General features: G+C 60.4%; 7 protein-coding genes and 1 other RNA gene. 2 read left to right on the top strand and 6 right to left on the bottom strand.

Going from position 1 to position 16,227, the window contains the following annotated elements; all coding sequences use genetic code 11:
* Positions 1-10: 10 nt before the first annotated feature.
* On the bottom strand, positions 11-763 hold the full coding sequence (gene dapB, locus OZX71_RS01900) for a 4-hydroxy-tetrahydrodipicolinate reductase (RefSeq protein WP_277145643.1): 753 nt from the start codon (positions 761-763) through the stop codon (positions 11-13).
* A 357-nt stretch (positions 764-1,120) separates the two neighbouring features.
* Here dapB and OZX71_RS01895 point away from each other — a divergent pair, with 357 nt between their 5' ends.
* Complete coding sequence (locus OZX71_RS01895; RefSeq protein WP_277160295.1) at positions 1,121-2,098, top strand: hypothetical protein; 978 nt, start codon at positions 1,121-1,123, stop codon at positions 2,096-2,098.
* A 365-nt stretch (positions 2,099-2,463) separates the two neighbouring features.
* Here OZX71_RS01895 and OZX71_RS01890 read toward each other — a convergent pair whose 3' ends face one another.
* The 5 genes from OZX71_RS01890 to ffs all read right to left on the bottom strand — a co-directional run bounded on the left by OZX71_RS01890 (position 2,464) and on the right by ffs (position 14,564).
* Positions 2,464-3,813, bottom strand: a complete 1,350-nt coding sequence (locus OZX71_RS01890; protein ID WP_277160294.1) for an MFS transporter — start codon at positions 3,811-3,813, stop codon at positions 2,464-2,466.
* Between the two features lie 332 nt (positions 3,814-4,145).
* The gene (locus OZX71_RS01885; RefSeq protein ID WP_277160293.1) at positions 4,146-4,844 is read right to left on the bottom strand and encodes a GNAT family N-acetyltransferase; all 699 of its coding nucleotides are present in this window, start codon (positions 4,842-4,844) and stop codon (positions 4,146-4,148) included.
* Positions 4,845-5,161: 317 nt separating this feature from the next.
* Entirely contained in the window at positions 5,162-9,673 is a 4,512-nt protein-coding gene (locus tag OZX71_RS01880) for a UvrD-helicase domain-containing protein (RefSeq protein ID WP_277160625.1), read from the bottom strand.
* A gap of 91 nt (positions 9,674-9,764) precedes the next feature.
* Complete coding sequence (locus OZX71_RS01875) at positions 9,765-14,426, bottom strand: PD-(D/E)XK nuclease family protein (RefSeq protein ID WP_277160292.1); 4,662 nt, start codon at positions 14,424-14,426, stop codon at positions 9,765-9,767.
* Positions 14,427-14,467: 41 nt separating this feature from the next.
* An RNA gene (gene ffs, locus OZX71_RS01870) (signal recognition particle sRNA small type) lies at positions 14,468-14,564 on the bottom strand.
* A 357-nt stretch (positions 14,565-14,921) separates the two neighbouring features.
* Between ffs and glf the strand changes: the two genes are divergently transcribed.
* Positions 14,922-16,103, top strand: coding sequence for a UDP-galactopyranose mutase (gene glf / locus OZX71_RS01865; protein WP_277160291.1), 1,182 nt, complete (start codon positions 14,922-14,924; stop codon positions 16,101-16,103).
* Positions 16,104-16,227 lie beyond the last annotated feature (124 nt).

Raw genomic sequence — 16,227 nt, 5'->3', positions numbered from 1 at the left:
CGTCCCTACCTTAAAGGTCGAGGAACGCGTCGAGGCCTACGGTCAGGCCGGGGTGGGAACCGGAGGCGAGGTTGCGCACGGCCAACAGGACGCCGGACATGAAGGAGGCGCGGTCGAAGCTGTCGGCGCGGATGACGAGCTGCTCGCCGGTGTTGCCCAGCAGGACTTCCTCGTGGGCGTTTAGGCCCTGCAAGCGCACGGCATGGACGTGGACACCGTCGACGACCTGACCGCGCGAGGCCGCCTCACCTTGCGTACCATCGGGCATCGGGGAGCAACCGGCCTGCTTTCGGGCCTCGGCGATCGCCTGGGCGGTGTGGATGGCGGTGCCGGAAGGGGCGTCGACCTTGTCGGGGTGGTGCAGCTCGATGACCTCGGCGGACGTGAAGTATTTGGCGGCCTGCGCGGCGAACTTGTCGGCCAGGACCGCGGAGATGGCGAAGTTCGGGGCGATGAAGACCGCCTGATCGTGGCGCGGTGCCTTGGCAAGTGCGGCCTTGACCTGATCGAGCTTCTCGGCGGTCCAACCGGTGGTACCGACCACGACGTTGACACCTTGAGCCACGAGTTTCAGCACATTATCCAGTGAGGCGTTCGGCACGGTGAACTCCACCGCTACGTCGGTGTTGTCCGGCGTAATGGCGGCGATATCGTCATTCTCACCGACTTGCTGCGCGACTTGCATATCGTCCGCGGCCTTGACCGCCTCGACCACACTGCCGCCCATGCGTCCCTGCGCACCGACCACTGAAACTCTGATCATCACTCCTACCTTCCAGCCTAAAAAACAATTCATCGTCAATCGTACAACGACAATCTCACGCTCCCCCGCATTTCCGTTATTTTGTATATGTTGGTGCCACCAAGTGAGCGAAATTCAACAGATTTAGGAGTCATTTGCCAGAATAACGCCATCTTGGTGCACCAAGATGGCCGATTTTTAAAGAATTGATGCCGATTTACCTGATATCGATGCGCTTGGTGCACCAAGACCACCCTAAAATTGCACTTTTCACATTTAAAACCGAACGACACGCCGAAATGTGGATAACTCCGAGCATTCGACCACAGTACCCGTTTTAGCTTCACTCGGAAGGCAATAGCATTTACGCTTGAATGCATGACAAACATTTATGATACGCAAAGCATCGCTTACCAACAGCTCGATGCCATCCGCAATGAAACGACAGACTCCCTTCACGGCCTAACCGCGATATTCGGCAAAGGGATAATCGCCTGTCACACTACGGCACTCAAATTGTTACGCATTGAACTGCCCTCACATTCCAGCATCAACCAGGATAAGATCCATATCCTCACCGACAGGAGCAACGCCGACCGATTGCCCAATGCCGAACTCATCTCCTGCCATACATCAAGAATCCATTTTGAACCCATTGATGTCGACGAAGTGATCTCAGCGGTTCCGCCCGTATTCGTTTGGTGGCAGATGGCCGCTTATCTCGACTGGACAGAGCTTATCGTTCTCGGCGATAGCATGATGCGCGGGAACCATGCCATTCGACGTCTTTCGCTCAGTGATTTTCAAATGTTTATGGACAAGCTGCACCCGAATACACCACAATTGAAGAAATGCGCGACCTCATTGAGTTTTATGCGAGAGAATACGGATTCATCAATGGAAAGTCGTCTACGGATACAGCTGGCGAGACTGGGCCTAGGCGGTCTGAAAGTCAATGCCCAGGTTGCCGATCCTGAAGAAGGACATAACTGGTCGATTGATCTCGCATGGCCGAAACACCATATCGGAATTGAATATGACGGACAATATCATTTCGACAAGGCACAGGTAATCTCGGATACGCACAAAAGGCAACGACTTAGAAAAGCGGGATGGAAGATCATCACCGTCTACGCCCAAGACTTCTATGATCTCGTCGAATTTGGCACGTATTCGGATATCTTCAAAACCATCATCTCCGCGTTGCAACAGGCATCAGGCAAACGAGTATTGGCACATGAACCATTCACTGACGCAAAGATGATCAGGCACGGCGACAACCTTCTTCTTCGCCGACGATACAGGAGATGCAGCAGTCTCGCAGCATCTGGCAACAAAACCACAATAACCGGATAAAAAGCGGCAAATCACCGATACACGGGATCATGCAATTCTCGATTTTTCTTTTATAACAAATTCACGCTCGTTTTCGGGGTCTTGGTGCCACCAAGACCCCGAATTATATAAGAATGAGTGTGAATTCACTCAATTTTGGCCTGCTTGGTGCACCAAGCAAGGGTTTTTTAATGAATATGGTCTTATATGTGGCAAAAAACGGGGACTTGGTGGCACCAACAACACGAAAATGAGACGAAATGAACATTGTGGGCCGCGGCTTGCGTCGACTGCGGCTTTACAACGGCAGCATTGGGGCACGAAACGTATATCCCTGACTCCGCACGCCACATATCACCATCAGCAACTCGGGATGTCACTGCGTCTCAGCGTCTACGCGCCAAAGCCCAGCCGAGCACGGCCAGAGGCACGGCGGCGAAGGTGGTGGCGATCGGCAGGAGCAGACCGACATGCGGACTGGAGACGTCGAGCACCATGCCGGCCAGCGACGAGCCAAAGGACGTGCCGACCGTGCCGGCGGTGGTGACCCACGAGAGGCCTTCGGTGAGGCTCGTAGGCGGGACGATGTCTTTGATGATCAGGTTGCCGGTGGCGAACAGCGGCGAGACGCACAGGCCGGAAAGCACCGAGAAGACGCCGAGCAGGATGAGATTGTCCATCGCCAGGCGGCAGAGCACGTAGCCGCAGGTCAGCAGTGCCAGGTAGACCACCATATGCTTCCAGTTGGAGCCCTTGGGTTTGTGCGAGCCGAAGATGAACGCACCGACGCAGGAGCCGACGGCGAACATGGCCAGCTGAAGTCCCAGGAACTGGCTGCGGCCGATGGCCTTCATCATCGCGGTGACCGAGACGTCGAACTCGTTGAAGCTCATGTTGAAGACCACGAAGACGACCAGCAGTGGAATCACGCCGCCGTAGAGCAGCACGCTTTTGGGCTTCGGAGCGTGGGTGTGCAGCTGTTTGAGGCTCACCCCGTCCTCTTCGAGGCGCAGGCCTTCGTCGCCGCCACGATTGGCTGAGGCGGCCTTGACGTCGGCGTCCATGGGAGAGGCCGCGACGACCGCCACGCTTTCCAGAACGGGCGGCTGGGTGCCTTTAAGACTGAAGAAAACCGCTCCTCCGAGCGCGCAGGCGATGGTGGGCACGAAAAGCTGGGAGACGGGGCTGACCGACGTGGCGAGCCCTGCGGCGAGGATCGGGCCCAAAATAAAGACCATCTCATCAATGCCGGCCTCGAGCGCATAGGCCGTGTCAAGCAGGTCGCTGTCTTTCGGGTCGCGCAGCGCGTAGGCCCAGCGGGTACGCACCAGCGCGCCGAACGCGAACTGGGTCAGGCCCATCAAAATGGCCAGCACGAACAGGACGGGAATGGAGACGCGCGCCCACGCGGCGAACGCGAAAACCAGCATGAACAGCACGGAGACTACCAGCGCGGGCCAGCCGACCTTGCGCTGGCCGAACCGGTCGAAAAGACGGGCATAGAACGGCGTGACGACGGCGACGGCTAGGATGTAGGCCGCGCTCATCGTGCCGGCAATCGTCCAGTTGTTGTACATATGGTTCAACGCAAGCACGATCCCCAGGCTCATCATCGAGATCGGAAGCCTGGCCACCGCTCCGGAAATACAGAACGCTTTGGCCCCGGGAATGGCGAAAAGCCGCCCGTACGGCGACTTGTGACGCTGGCTCGACGAAGAACGCACCACGTTGCTCATTTACTTTCCACGATCCTTTCCGACAAGTCAGGATGAGGGGCGGCATCAAAATCGCGGTTTCCCCATGCCGAAACCAGCGAATCATCGCAAGACATGTCAACTACATCATTCAATGCTTTCAATGTATGTATCCAGTCTATCCGTTCTAGTCGGACGAAAGCCCGCAGCGTAACTCTTCGGTTCCGATACAGAAACGGAATCATGGAACAAACCTTGCCGAATACACGAAAAGCGGCACACGGCCGCTTTCCGAAATCCGGCAAAGGCAAACATACCAATCCATCGGTATTCATTGCATGATATCAACCGCGGTTCGTACCGCTCTCAAAGATCTATGCAACGACCTGCTTGACCTTGGCGGGGACGCCGGCGTAGATGAACATCTTGGTGGGAGCCAGCTGCGGGTCGCGGCCGTCGTCGGGGTGACGCTGCTCGTCGCGCTCGGCGACTCGCTTGAGGCCATGACGGTCGTAGAAGCTTACGTCGCAATCCGAGTCGGTGTGCAGATAGAACATCGGCACTTGCGAGCGCTCGAAATAATCCATGGTGCGGCTCCACAGCGCTCCGCCGACACCGTGGCCTCGGGAGGCGGAGGAGACCAGGAACAGCTCGACTTCGGCAGGCGCCTTGGCGTTGATACCGGACTGGCGCTCCATGCGCCGCTCGATCTCGAAGCCGAGTTCCGTGTCCGCCAGCGCGTTGTGCCCGGCCGGGGTGGAGTTGAGCCGTTCATCGATTTTCGCCATTTCCTGCGCGATGTTGCCGAACATCACCGGCTGGCCGGGAACCCGGGAAAGCGCGACGCCCATGAATTCGCCGTTCTTGTGCGCGATTTCGCCGCGCGTCGACGGCGCGATATAATGCAATACAAAGTGGTAGGAGAGCAGCATCGAAAGCTTACTGTCGTTGCCGGTAAGTCCATAATGTCCCCAGGTCTCGTCGAACTGCCGGGTAATGGCCTCGACGTCACTCCAGATCATCGGGGAATACACCACTCCGATTCCGCCGTCACCGTTCGCAATATTGTGCATACGTCCTTTTCCTCCGTAGTTATTGAGCGCCTGGCGCCTGCCGGCCCCTACCGGCACGGCCGTTCATCTTCCGGCCAGAAACTTTGTTGAAAGTCAAGTCAAAAATCAAACCACTACATCATACCCATCATCTGTTACGCTGCGAGCCATACTCGCCCAATCGGCGCGTTTGAACGCTCGCTGAGCGCAAACCACGGATACTATAGCACCGCGCGTTATACATCTTTGCCTTTTGTGTCTAGCTTTTAGCGCAAACACCTGCCACGTTTACCAACATTCGCCCCTCAGCGCCGACGTTTCGTCCTCATCGCTGACCGCTAGTCCTCATCGCCGGAAACCGGGATCCCGGCGTTCAGCTCCTTCAGGATTTCGGGTTTGGACTTGGGCTTGGCATGTTCCTCACGGCGGTCCTCGCTGGCGACACTGACGTAATACAATGTGGCGTCGATGCTGTCGAGCGGAATGCCTTTCATCTGCGCGAACATCAGCCGGTACATGTCGAGCTGGGCAAGTTTGCGGTCGATGTCCTCCGGCGTCATCGGCCTCTTGCCGGTCTTCCAATCGACGATGGTGAAGCGTTTCGTCGCATCGGTTTCATCGAGCCCGCCATAGAAAACCGCGTCAAGTTTGCCATTGACGATGCGGTCACCGAGCTCGGGGATGGCGACGACGATCTGCTCTTCGGCAGCATACGGGCGGCGCGACGCCCAACGGCCTTCGACCAGTCTGCGCTGCCACGCGAGAATCTTGCGATCCGTCGCGCTCTGTTCGGGCTGGGGGTGCCGTTCGGCTTGCTCGAGACCGGCGATCAGCGAGGCGCGGGTCTCGTGCTCACCGCCAGCCGCAATGGCCGCAACACCGTCGTCGGCAGGCATGTCGGCAACCTCATCGACACCGTACGCATCGATGAAGCGCTGCGCCCAGGCATGGAAACGCGTGCCGGCCTGCGCTGCCGGCGAGGCCACGCGAGGAATCGGACGCACAAGGGCGCGCCAATACTCACGGCTCTCCCTGGCGCTCATGTTGCCGGCGCTGGCCTGCAACGAAGTGACATTCTGGCGGCGGCTGGCAAGAATGCGCTCACCGCGCCGACGAACGACGACATCCAATGCGTCGGTGGTTTCGGCGCAGGAAGCGTTGCGGTGCGGGCAACTGGCCACCGCGTCGGATACGTCGTCGAACGCGTTACCAGGCATGCTGTCATTGCCGTTCCAGGACGCGCCCCCACCATTGCCGTTCCCACTGTCATTACCGAACAAACGATCGGCTCTGCTACCGTCGCCGTTTTGCACGACTTGCGTTGACGGCATCAGATCGTCGTCGGCCAGCAGCATACGAGTGCGCTTGGCGAGCGACTGACCTTCGGGCAAATCGGCGGCTATGCGGTCGACCGCAAGTGCGACGGCATCGGTTTCATCTTGGATGCCGGATTCTCGAGCTTGGGCTGCGACGGGGTTGCCGGCCTCGCCTTGGACGTCGGCTGCCCCGCCATCGCCGGCCCTGCTGCTCTCGACCCGACCCACCAGACGCTCGCGCATCTGCCGGGTCAATACAGCCGAACGATGCAACCGACCCGCCATCGACTCACTCAACGAGGCGGGCCACGGCAAGGTTTCGTCCGTCTGCTCTCGTTCGTCCTCGTCCAAAGGCGTCTGCCAAGCCTCCTCGACGATGGCCCGTTCATATTCCTTGGCGTTTGAGCCGACAAAAAGGCCGTCTGGCCTGGGAGCGTTCAATTGTGCCAACGAGCGGGGATCGTCCGAATCCGCATCTGCTGCACTTCCGGTTTCGACATCGCTATTGCCAGCACCGGCATGCCCAACCGCCGGATTATCACTTTGTGATATATCCTCGATACTCGCGCCTTCAACATAGGCCAAGTTGCCGCTATCGCTATCGGAGACCTGCGTATCGTCCTCGACCACGACCACATCATCCCGGTATGCCAAAGCGTCATGCACTTCGGTAAGGAAATTCGAGGGCTTGGCATCGTGGCCCGATCCGGCCGCCGCGGGGTCGCGCGAGAGTTCGGCGTGACGGCTGTAGGTCATCAATACTTCTTCGCGGGCGCGCGTCAACGCGACGTAGGCGAGCCGGCGTTCGTCGGCGTGCAACCGGCGGCCGTATTCCTCCTGCTGCGACAGATAGATTGCGCCACTGCCGTCACAAGACGTGGTTGTGCCCGAATCAAGCGCGTCGCCGTCACTTCCGTCGATCGCGTCGAAGGCCCGCATCAGCCCCTCGGACTCGTTGCCCACCACCTCCACGCTGGAAAGCTGTCGCAACGCCTCAAGCGGGTCGCTGCCCACGGCCGCATCGTGCGGGAAGCGGGGCAGGATATCGGCGTCGGCACGCACCGGGACTGGCACGGCAGCGGGGTTGTCGAGCCAGGTATTGGCCGTCTCGTGGTATTGCGGAGCCTGCCAGACGCCTTCTTTCAAGCCGCCGATATGATCTTCGTCCAGATCGATCTTGAGCCTGTCGCCCTGATTGGACGGGAAGCCCGTGGCCTTCATACCGACCATGGCCACGGCATCCCATTCAAGGCCCTTGGACTGGTGGATGGTCATCAGCACCACGTCGACCGGTTCGTCGGGCACCGCCGCCGTCTCGTCGGGGATGCTCTTCAGGGAATCCACCCAGGAGACGAATCCGCGCAGCGTTGGCGTGGCACCTTCAGTGATTTCCTGCGTATAGGTGTTGACCAGATCCACCAAAGCGTTCATCGGCGAACGAGCCAGAGCCGGATCCACCTGTTTTCCAGATTCCTGAATGGCCTGGGCCACGACCGTATCGATATCGAGACCGAGCGCTTCGATGGCGGTTTCGATGATTTCGACAAGGGCATGGTTGGCGACGGCATTGACCTGCCGCAAAACTCCCGCCGCATGACGGATGGCGGCAAGTCCGGACGCGCTGAAAAGCGAGGCGACACGAGGCGAATCCAAGGTCGCCCCAAGCTTGTCGTCGCTCAGAGCATCGGCGAGAAAGACCATGTTGGGCACCTGATCGCGATGCTCGGCGACCAGTTTCGCTCTCTGGTCCGGTTTGGCATCGGCCGGCACCAGCCCGGCCTGGGCCAGCGCGCGGAACCGGTATTCGTCGTTGCGACGGCTGGCGAGTCTGGCCAAAGCGTTCAGGTCATGGCTGCCCAAGCCGAAGCGAGGCGTTGCCAAAAGCCGCATCAAGGCACCGGAGTCCGTGTGATCGGCAACGACGTGCAGCAGGGCCAGTACATCGCGGATTTCAGGGCGGTCCAGAAGGGCCGAATACCCCACGGTCAACGTCGTCAATCCGGCTTTTTGCAACCTTAAAGCGAATTGCGGCATGGTGCTCTTGCCTCTAAACAGGACGGCCACATGCGGACGGACGTCTTTGCGTCCCGGGTCTTTGGGCGTATGCCTGGCGATGGAGGTTTTGGCGAACCGTACCACGGCATCGATCTCCTGGCCGAGCGTGTCGAAAACGAGCACGCCCAACGTGCCTTCCTTGGCTGTGTCGATCGTGGTCAACGCCGGCACCGGCACCTCACGCATCGGCGAACTCGATGGCGTCGCCTGAGGCGTGCGCAGCGGCTGGGTCAGGTCGTTGGCGGCTTCGAGCACCACTCGGGCATTGCGTCGGGTGACGCTCAGCGAATACGGTTTGGCACTCTCGTCCATGCCGAAGTCGCGTTGGAACATGCGGAACGCGCCCGGGCTGGCACCACGCCAGGCATAGATGGACTGGAAGGGGTCACCCACGGCATTGACCGCGGAATGCCGTGATGGTGACGCAGAAGAAGTGGAATCGTCAGGATGGAACAAGGCGGCGATCAGCGCGGCCTGGGTGGTGGACGTGTCCTGATATTCGTCGAGCAGGACGTGGGTGTAACGGCGGCGCAGACGCTCGCCGATCGAGGGGAAACGGGTGATCAATGCGTAGGCGGCGACGGTGAAATCGTTGAATTCCGCCATATTGAGCTGCTGCTTGCGTTCGTGGTAACGCTCGACCAAGGTCAACAGGACTTCGCGTTTTTGGGCGACGCTACGCAACCCCGCGCTGCGAAAGACGGCGAGACCATGGCCAGCTGCACGGTAATCGGCGATGCGCTCGGCGAATTGCTCGTCGCGCTCCTTCTTCCTGCGCTTCGGCGGCTTGCCGGGTTTCGGTTCGTCTTCCGGCACAGTTTCCTCGCCAATGACAGCGTCCATCTGCGCGATGAACGCCTGATCCCACGCGCGTATACGGGCGATGGCGTCGGGGACGCTCACGCAATGCTCGCCGATCATCGAGCCGCTGATGGCGTTGGAAAGGCTCAGCACGCTGGCGACGATATCGGCAAATCCCCCGAATCCCTGCCCTCGCAGGATGTCCATGTTCTCGTCGATGACGGAGACTGCAAGCTGGTGGGCTCCGGCCTCGCTCAGCGGCTGGGTGTTCTGGTCGAAGCCGACCAGCAGGCCGTATTGGCGCACGATGGACTGGAAAAAGGCATCGTAGGTGGAGACCTGCGGCTTGAGGAACACGTTGGCGCGACGCGGGGCGCCGGCAACGCTCGCCACGGCCTCGTTCGCCCGTGCGTTTTCAGCCACCGCGCCAGACACACGGCCCAGCAGCTCGGAGGCGGCCTTGCGCGTGAAGGTCAGCCCGAGGATCTTCTCGGGCGGCACGCCGACCTCGATCAGGTTGATGATGCGACGGGTCATGGTGTAGGTTTTGCCCGATCCGGCACCGGCGACCACGAGCACGTCGGCGTCCTGGGGCGCGTTGATGACGGCCGCCTGCTCGGGGCTGTCGGTATTGGCGGTCTTGACAGTATCACCGGTATCGCCGGTACTGCGTTTCATCCCGTTACGGTTATCATATTCGGATACATTCATACCGACCTGTACGCCTTCGATATCATCGAACCGGCCCAACCGTTCGCCTTCCGCCATCTCAGCCCCTCCTGACTTCATAGACCGTATCCACCTCGCCGGCGCAGGCCGGACACACCGTTTTCATCCTGCACCAGGTCACGTGGTCGGGTTGCGGCCGCGCGACCAGCACACTCGAACGGGAGGCCGCAGCAGCGTAGAAGATACGCGAGATCATCGTCAGCGCCCACACCGCTTGGGTGCCACGCAGCGAAAGGAACTGCTGCCAGGCGTGTTCGCCCACACCTTGTGGCGCGTCGGCCGGCAGGTCGGCAATATCCGCGAGTTTCTGCAAATCGGCATAGTGGCTGCGCGGCGTGAAACCGCCGCTGTTCAACGCCCCGCCGTGGAAAAGCGGCGGCTGGAACAGCGTTTCCGGAACCCGATAGCCATAGGCCGGAGCCGGCGTCGAGTCGACATCGAACAGGGCGCTTTGGGTGATGTCGGGCATGGCCTTCAAGGCCTCGACCCCGTGCAATCCGGCATTGGGCAGCACACTCGAAGTCCCTCTCCCATCGTTTTCTCCGGACCAATCCGCTTCGGGGAACGCCAGACCGAGCTGGTAGCAGACCAGCTGCAAATCGTTGAACATCTGCTTGGCCGTGTGCTTGTGCCCGGTTTTCCAATCGATCAGGCGCACATGCGCCTTGCCGTCGCCCAAGTCCCGCCATTCCAGCCGATCGATACGCCCGGTCAGACGCACCTGCAGATCCGTGTTCATGCCCTCAGGCCAGCCGCCGTTGAGTGCCGCCATGATACCTGCGAGATCATCGGCTCCAATCGGATCGATGCCGTCGATGGCGTTATAGGCCGCGCAGATGTCGTCAAGGCCGAACCGTGCCGCGAACGCATACTCGCTATCCGCATGCTGCAAACGGCCCACGGCGAAGTTCTTGAGATTGCCGTAAGGGTAATCCTTGCCATTCGAAGTCACAAAGTAGGTCGCGATATCGGTGAGCGTCTGCTGCGCACCTTCGTCCTTGCTTTCCGCCTTGTAGCGCTGCTCGGGGTCGTCAATGGCATCGAGGTCATCGGCAAGTTCATGGTACATCTCCATCATGCGAGCCGCGATCGCCTCGATACGTTCGTTTTCGGGCTTTTCTGCCATGAAATTCGGGGAATCCAGGCCGGCCTCGCCGGCAAGCTGGGCGACTTTGTGGATCAACGTGCCGAAACCGGTGGCCGCGTTCGACGGACGCGGGCCGGCGAACTGGCTTTCGAGCATCCAGCAGACCGGGCATGCCCAGATTCGGTCGACCTGCGAGGGGGAAAGCGTTACCGTGGGAGCCGAGGACGATGAATCATTGTTGTTCGATGCGTTGCGTGAAGGTTGGGCGGCCTGCAAGCCCGCGGGCAAAACGGTTTTATCGGATTGTGATGATTTCGAGGCATCCGCTTTTGTTCCGACTTCTGAACGCACACCTGCTTCACCGTGCAGGTTGAAGGTATACGGCCAGCTTTCGGGATCGGCCGCTTCGAGCCCGGCGTCGCCAAGCAATGCCAGCGACACGGCGGCATCCTGAATCCGCACCGAAGATGCGGCGTCAGACATGGCCTCCGATTGCAACGGACCGGCCGCAACGTCAGTCGAGTCAGCGTCCTTGCGCGCTGCGCTTGCAACAGCATCCGTCTGACGCATCAGCTCGATGCGCGAGGCCGCCACCAGCCCACGCGGGTCGGCATCAAGGCCGGCAAAGCGGCCGGAATCCGCAAGCGGCGTGTAATCCCGGGCCGCCGGATCCGCGTCGCGCACGCGATCGAAGCGTTCGGGCACGTAGGTATAGAGAAAATCGGACGGGACGGCGTCATCGCTCAGCACGGCGCTCAGCGTCACCTGCTCGCTCGCCCTCGTCAGCGCCACCAGGAAGCTTTTCTGTTCGGCCGAAAGCACCTGGGCAAGCTCCGGGTCTCCTCCGGCCATGCCCGGCTCGAGCTCGTCGCGCATGCCGCCGTGCAGGACGACGTCGGCAAGGTTCTCGCCGCCGAACATGGTGTTGCGCGCTGCCAGGTTCGGCCAGACATCCTGCTGGATTTCGGCGATGAACACGAAGGGCCAATGGCCGGCCGCGGCACCGGCGGGGGTGGTGAGTGTGACCGCCTGATCGATGGGCGCGACCTTGGCCAACGAATCGGCCTCAATGCGCATCGAACGGACGCTGGAAATGAAGTCCCCGACGATTTGCTTTTCGCCCGCGCCGGAAGCGTAGGCGAAAAGCCGCATCATCACGTCCAGCCGGTCGTTGGCGGCACGGCCGTCGGCGTTGTTGGCGAGCGCTGCCACCTGCCAGGAATCGGCCACATGACAGGCATCCCATGCCAGCCCGAGCGCATACTGCGGCTCACGGCTCGGCAAGGCGGCCAGTCCCTTTTCGACTTTGGCCACCAAATCCCAGACATGGCCGAAAGCCCGAGAATAAAGGCCGCCACCCACTTTGCCAATCAATTCCAGAACCGCTGCGGCGTCACCGGCAGATTCAGCTTCGGTCTGCGATGCGTCGTCCATGTCGGCAACATCGAACGCCAGCATGATATACATCGCATCCACGCCGAAGGGCATATCACCTTCGCTCTGCTGTCCGTCATCTGAAAGAAGGCTGTTATCGACTTCGATATCGCCCGTCGTACGTTGCGCGACAGCCCGATCCCGTAACGCCTTCCACATAGTTTGCAGACGCGGCAGTTGCGCGGTGACGTCCAAAGACTGCCTGGCTCCTTCGCCATTCGCCGCGGTGGTTTCGTTGTCCGTTTCCCCGTCGATCACCTGAGCCAACGAGGCGATGGCCTTCATCACCGATTCCACCGGGGACAGACGCGCCGGGTAAGCCGCGGAAGACGAACGCAGGCTCACCAACGGACTTTCCAACAAGGTCTGCACGCGGCTACGCACATATCTTGCCGTCTCGGCCAACGACATGCCGGAAGCATCGATACCGTCGTGGCGCAGCTTCGCCAGTTCCAGCAACGCAAACAGCCCCTGCACGCTCGGATCGTCCTTGAGCGGTCTGGTGACCGCCGAGTAACGAACCGGCACCCCGTCGCCGCGCAACCGCTCGCCGAACGCGCGCACCGTGTCGTTGTCGTGGGCGATCACCGCGAAATCATTCCACTGCCGGCCGCTTGAAAGATGCGCTTCCTTGATGCGCCAGACCACATCGTCCAGCTCCTCGCGCGAGTTGCGATACAGCAAGGTTCTTACGCTGCCGTCCTTCGGTTTCGGGTCGTTTGCGTCCAAGGTCTCGATAGGAAAGCTTGCGGCCAGGCGCGGCAGTTTTCCGGGCCGGTCGGGCAATGCCACGGAAGTTTGTTCGTTGGCGGCGATGGAAAGCGAGACGCGTGAAGCCAGCAGATCGAGATATGAGGACGACGCGGCGGAATGATTGCCCAAAACCGGTTCACCATTATTGCTGTGCCCGACGGCCCGGGAAGGGCCGGTTTCGACAAGTCCGTTTTCATTCGCCGAATCCGGAGAATCATTGTGTCCCGCGCCATCTTGCGCGTCATAAGATCTGCCCGAGACACTCGCGGCCTGGCAAATCCTTCGCGTCGGCAGTGTCATCGTCTCGGCCGAAAGCGGTGGCTGCTGCGCGCGCATGAACAGATACTCGGGGTAGGAACCGCGGAAGGTCTGCACGGCTTCGTCGGGATTGCCCACCAGAAGCAGCCTCACGCCACGTCGTGCCAACGCCTCGAGGAACGAAAGCCCGGCCAACGTCAGATCCTGGAAGTCGTCGATCACCACGAATGTCGGCAGCACCCGCGCGTCCACTTGTGTAGCCGCCAGCGCACCTTCAACCAGCAGGCGCGAGGAATCGAGCCGGAACTCACCCGGATAGCCGTCGACCACGGCCTGCATATACTCTTTTCGCAGGGCGAATGCCAGCCGCCACTGGACACCGAGCCGTTCGTCGCGCAAGCTGTAGGCATCGCTTGCATTCCGCGAATCCGCAAGCAAACGGAGGACCTCGTCTTCGCGCGCGGCCCCCAGACCCAGCTCGTCCATACGAGCCAGCATGTCTCGCAATTGCATTACAAACGCATCGTTGATACCTCGCGCAAAGAGTACGTCGCTGCTCCCGATGCCCTTCGAGGTGGAGCGGGGTTGCGATGTCGTGTCACGAACCGTTGTTGCGCCTTGCCTGCGGGAGGCCGAGCCGCGCGAGCCTCTGCCCGCCGCGCTTCCGTCATCGCCGTAGACGGTATCGACCCAATCGTCCGCGGCAAAATACCGTCGCATCAGCTCGCAGGTATCGCACAGCTCGCCGGCTCGGGCGTGCCCGACATGCACCGCCACGACCTGACGCAACAAGGCGTCCTGCTCCGCCCCGTTCAAGAGTTTCGGCAGGGGCTCGTGGCGACTCTCACGAATCCGCGAAATCATACGAAAGGCGATGGCGGAAAGTGTGGTCACCGGCCGGGCGCTTGAAGTGGAACGGACCTCACGAATGATTCGGTCGGAAAGCCTGTCGGCAGCCTGACGCCCGGAAACCGCCATGGAAACCCTGCCGTCGCCGAACCGCTGGATGCCCTCGAGCGTCGCCGCCAGTGCGAATTCGGTTTTGCCGCTCCTTGGCGCACCGGCCACCAGAAGCGTGCGGGCGCCGGTTTCGCAGGCATCGTCCAGCTTCGTTTTCACCGCATCCATTGCGGCGTAACCACTGAAATCCAACGTTTCGTTCCCACTCATAGCCATAGTCAAAGTCTAAAGGCCGGTATGGTCGCGAAGGTATAAGAAAACCTTCACGCACCCGACAGAGGCCACTTACCCTTGCTGCATTCCTGCCCTGGGGGGATTGGGTGACATAACGCCACGTGAAGGCTTAACCAGTATACCCCATACCGGGACCGAGCACACGACCTTCGACAATCCGTTTTAGAGCTAGCCGACAAACTCAGTATCCAATTGCCGCGCATCAGCCGAAAAACGAAATACGCACAAACAACATCTCAATTCGAATCCATTCACCGAACGGCATAAAACCGATGATTTGCACGCGCCCTACCAAGGCACGCACCACCGCGCATACGGCAACTCGCCGACGAGCATCATCAACCTGCGCCCAACCGCCACAATCGGAGTGCCCACTGGCTTGTAGTATGGAGACGATACGCGTCACGCCGATGGCGCAACACAATTGACGGAACGCCTTGCCGATGGACCGCGGAGGCTGAAAGGAAACAGATGAGCGACAACAAGAACAATACGCAACTGCCCGATCTGGTGGTCGTAGGGGCGGGGCTGTTCGGCCTCACCGTGGCCCAGCAGGCGGCCGAGCACGGCCACAGCGTCGAGATCATCGACGTGCGCGAACACATCGGCGGCAACGCTTACTCCTACATGGACGAGGAGACCGGCGCCGAGATCCACCAGTACGGCGCGCATCTCTTCCACACCTCCAACAAGCGCGTGTGGGATTACGTCAACCGTTTCACGAGCTTCACCAACTACCAGCACCGCGTCTACGCCACGCACGACGGCGAGGTCTACCCCATGCCGATCAACCTGGGCACGATCAACCAGTTCTTCCACGCGCACTACACACCGGGTGAGGCCAAGGCGCTCATCGACGAGCAGGCCGGCGAACTGGCCGGCACCGATCCGGAGAACCTCAACGACAAGGGCATCCAGCTCATCGGCCGGCCGCTCTACGAGGCGTTCATCAAGAACTACACCAGCAAGCAGTGGCAGACCGCGCCGGAAGACCTGCCGGCGTCGATCATCAAGCGCCTGCCCGTGCGCTTCAACTATGACAACCACTATTTCAAGGACACTTGGGAGGGCCTGCCCACCGACGGCTACACCGCCTGGATGCAGCGCATGATCGACGACCCGAAGATCCACGTGACGCTCGGCGTCGACTTCTTCGATGACAGCCAGCCGTTCAACAAGAAGGCCGTCGTCGGCCGCGTGCCCGTGGTCTATACCGGCCCGGTCGACAAGTACTTCGACTACCAGCTCGGCGACCTCAAGTGGCGCACCGTCGATTTCAAGGAGCAGCGCTACGACGAGGGCGACCATTTCGGCTGCCCGGTGATGAATTTCGTGGACGCCGACGTGCCCTACACCCGCGCCATCGAGTTCAAGAACTTCAACCCGGAGCGTCGCGAGTCCCAGAACCCCGACAAGACCGTGGTCTGGGAGGAGTACAGCCGCGCCGCCGGCCGCGACGACGAGCCCTACTACCCCATCAACACCACCGATGACCAGAAACTCTACCAGCAGTACAAGGACCTGGCCGCGCGCGAACCGCAGGTCGTCTTCGGCGGCAGGCTGGGCACCTACGCCTACTACGACATGCACCAGGTCATCAACAGCGCCCTGATCGCCTACGACAAGCAGGTCGGCCCGCTGCTGAGCAAGTAAGCAGTAGCACGAACCTTACCGAATGCGCCTTTTCCGATATCTCATTTACAGATGTCGGAAAAGGCGTATTTTGTATTATGCCGACATATTGATGCTGGTAAACGGACTATAACACGACGTCAAA

This window comes from Bifidobacterium sp. ESL0764, from assembly GCF_029395515.1.
GTDB lineage: Bacteria > Actinomycetota > Actinomycetes > Actinomycetales > Bifidobacteriaceae > Bifidobacterium.
This window is presented reverse-complemented; position numbering and strand designations above follow the sequence as displayed.

Excerpts from the sequence above, each read along its gene's own strand:
- glf (WP_277160291.1), top strand. The coding sequence starts at position 14,922 with ATGAGCGACAACAAGAACAATACGCAACTGCCCGATCTGGTGGTCGTA.
- OZX71_RS01890 (WP_277160294.1), bottom strand. The coding sequence starts at position 3,813 with ATGAGCAACGTGGTGCGTTCTTCGTCGAGCCAGCGTCACAAGTCGCCG.
- dapB (WP_277145643.1), bottom strand. The coding sequence starts at position 763 with ATGATCAGAGTTTCAGTGGTCGGTGCGCAGGGACGCATGGGCGGCAGT.
- OZX71_RS01875 (WP_277160292.1), bottom strand. The coding sequence starts at position 14,426 with ATGAGTGGGAACGAAACGTTGGATTTCAGTGGTTACGCCGCAATGGAT.
- OZX71_RS01885 (WP_277160293.1), bottom strand. The coding sequence starts at position 4,844 with ATGCACAATATTGCGAACGGTGACGGCGGAATCGGAGTGGTGTATTCC.
- OZX71_RS01880 (WP_277160625.1), bottom strand. The coding sequence starts at position 9,673 with ATGAAACGCAGTACCGGCGATACCGGTGATACTGTCAAGACCGCCAAT.
- OZX71_RS01895 (WP_277160295.1), top strand. The coding sequence starts at position 1,121 with ATGACAAACATTTATGATACGCAAAGCATCGCTTACCAACAGCTCGAT.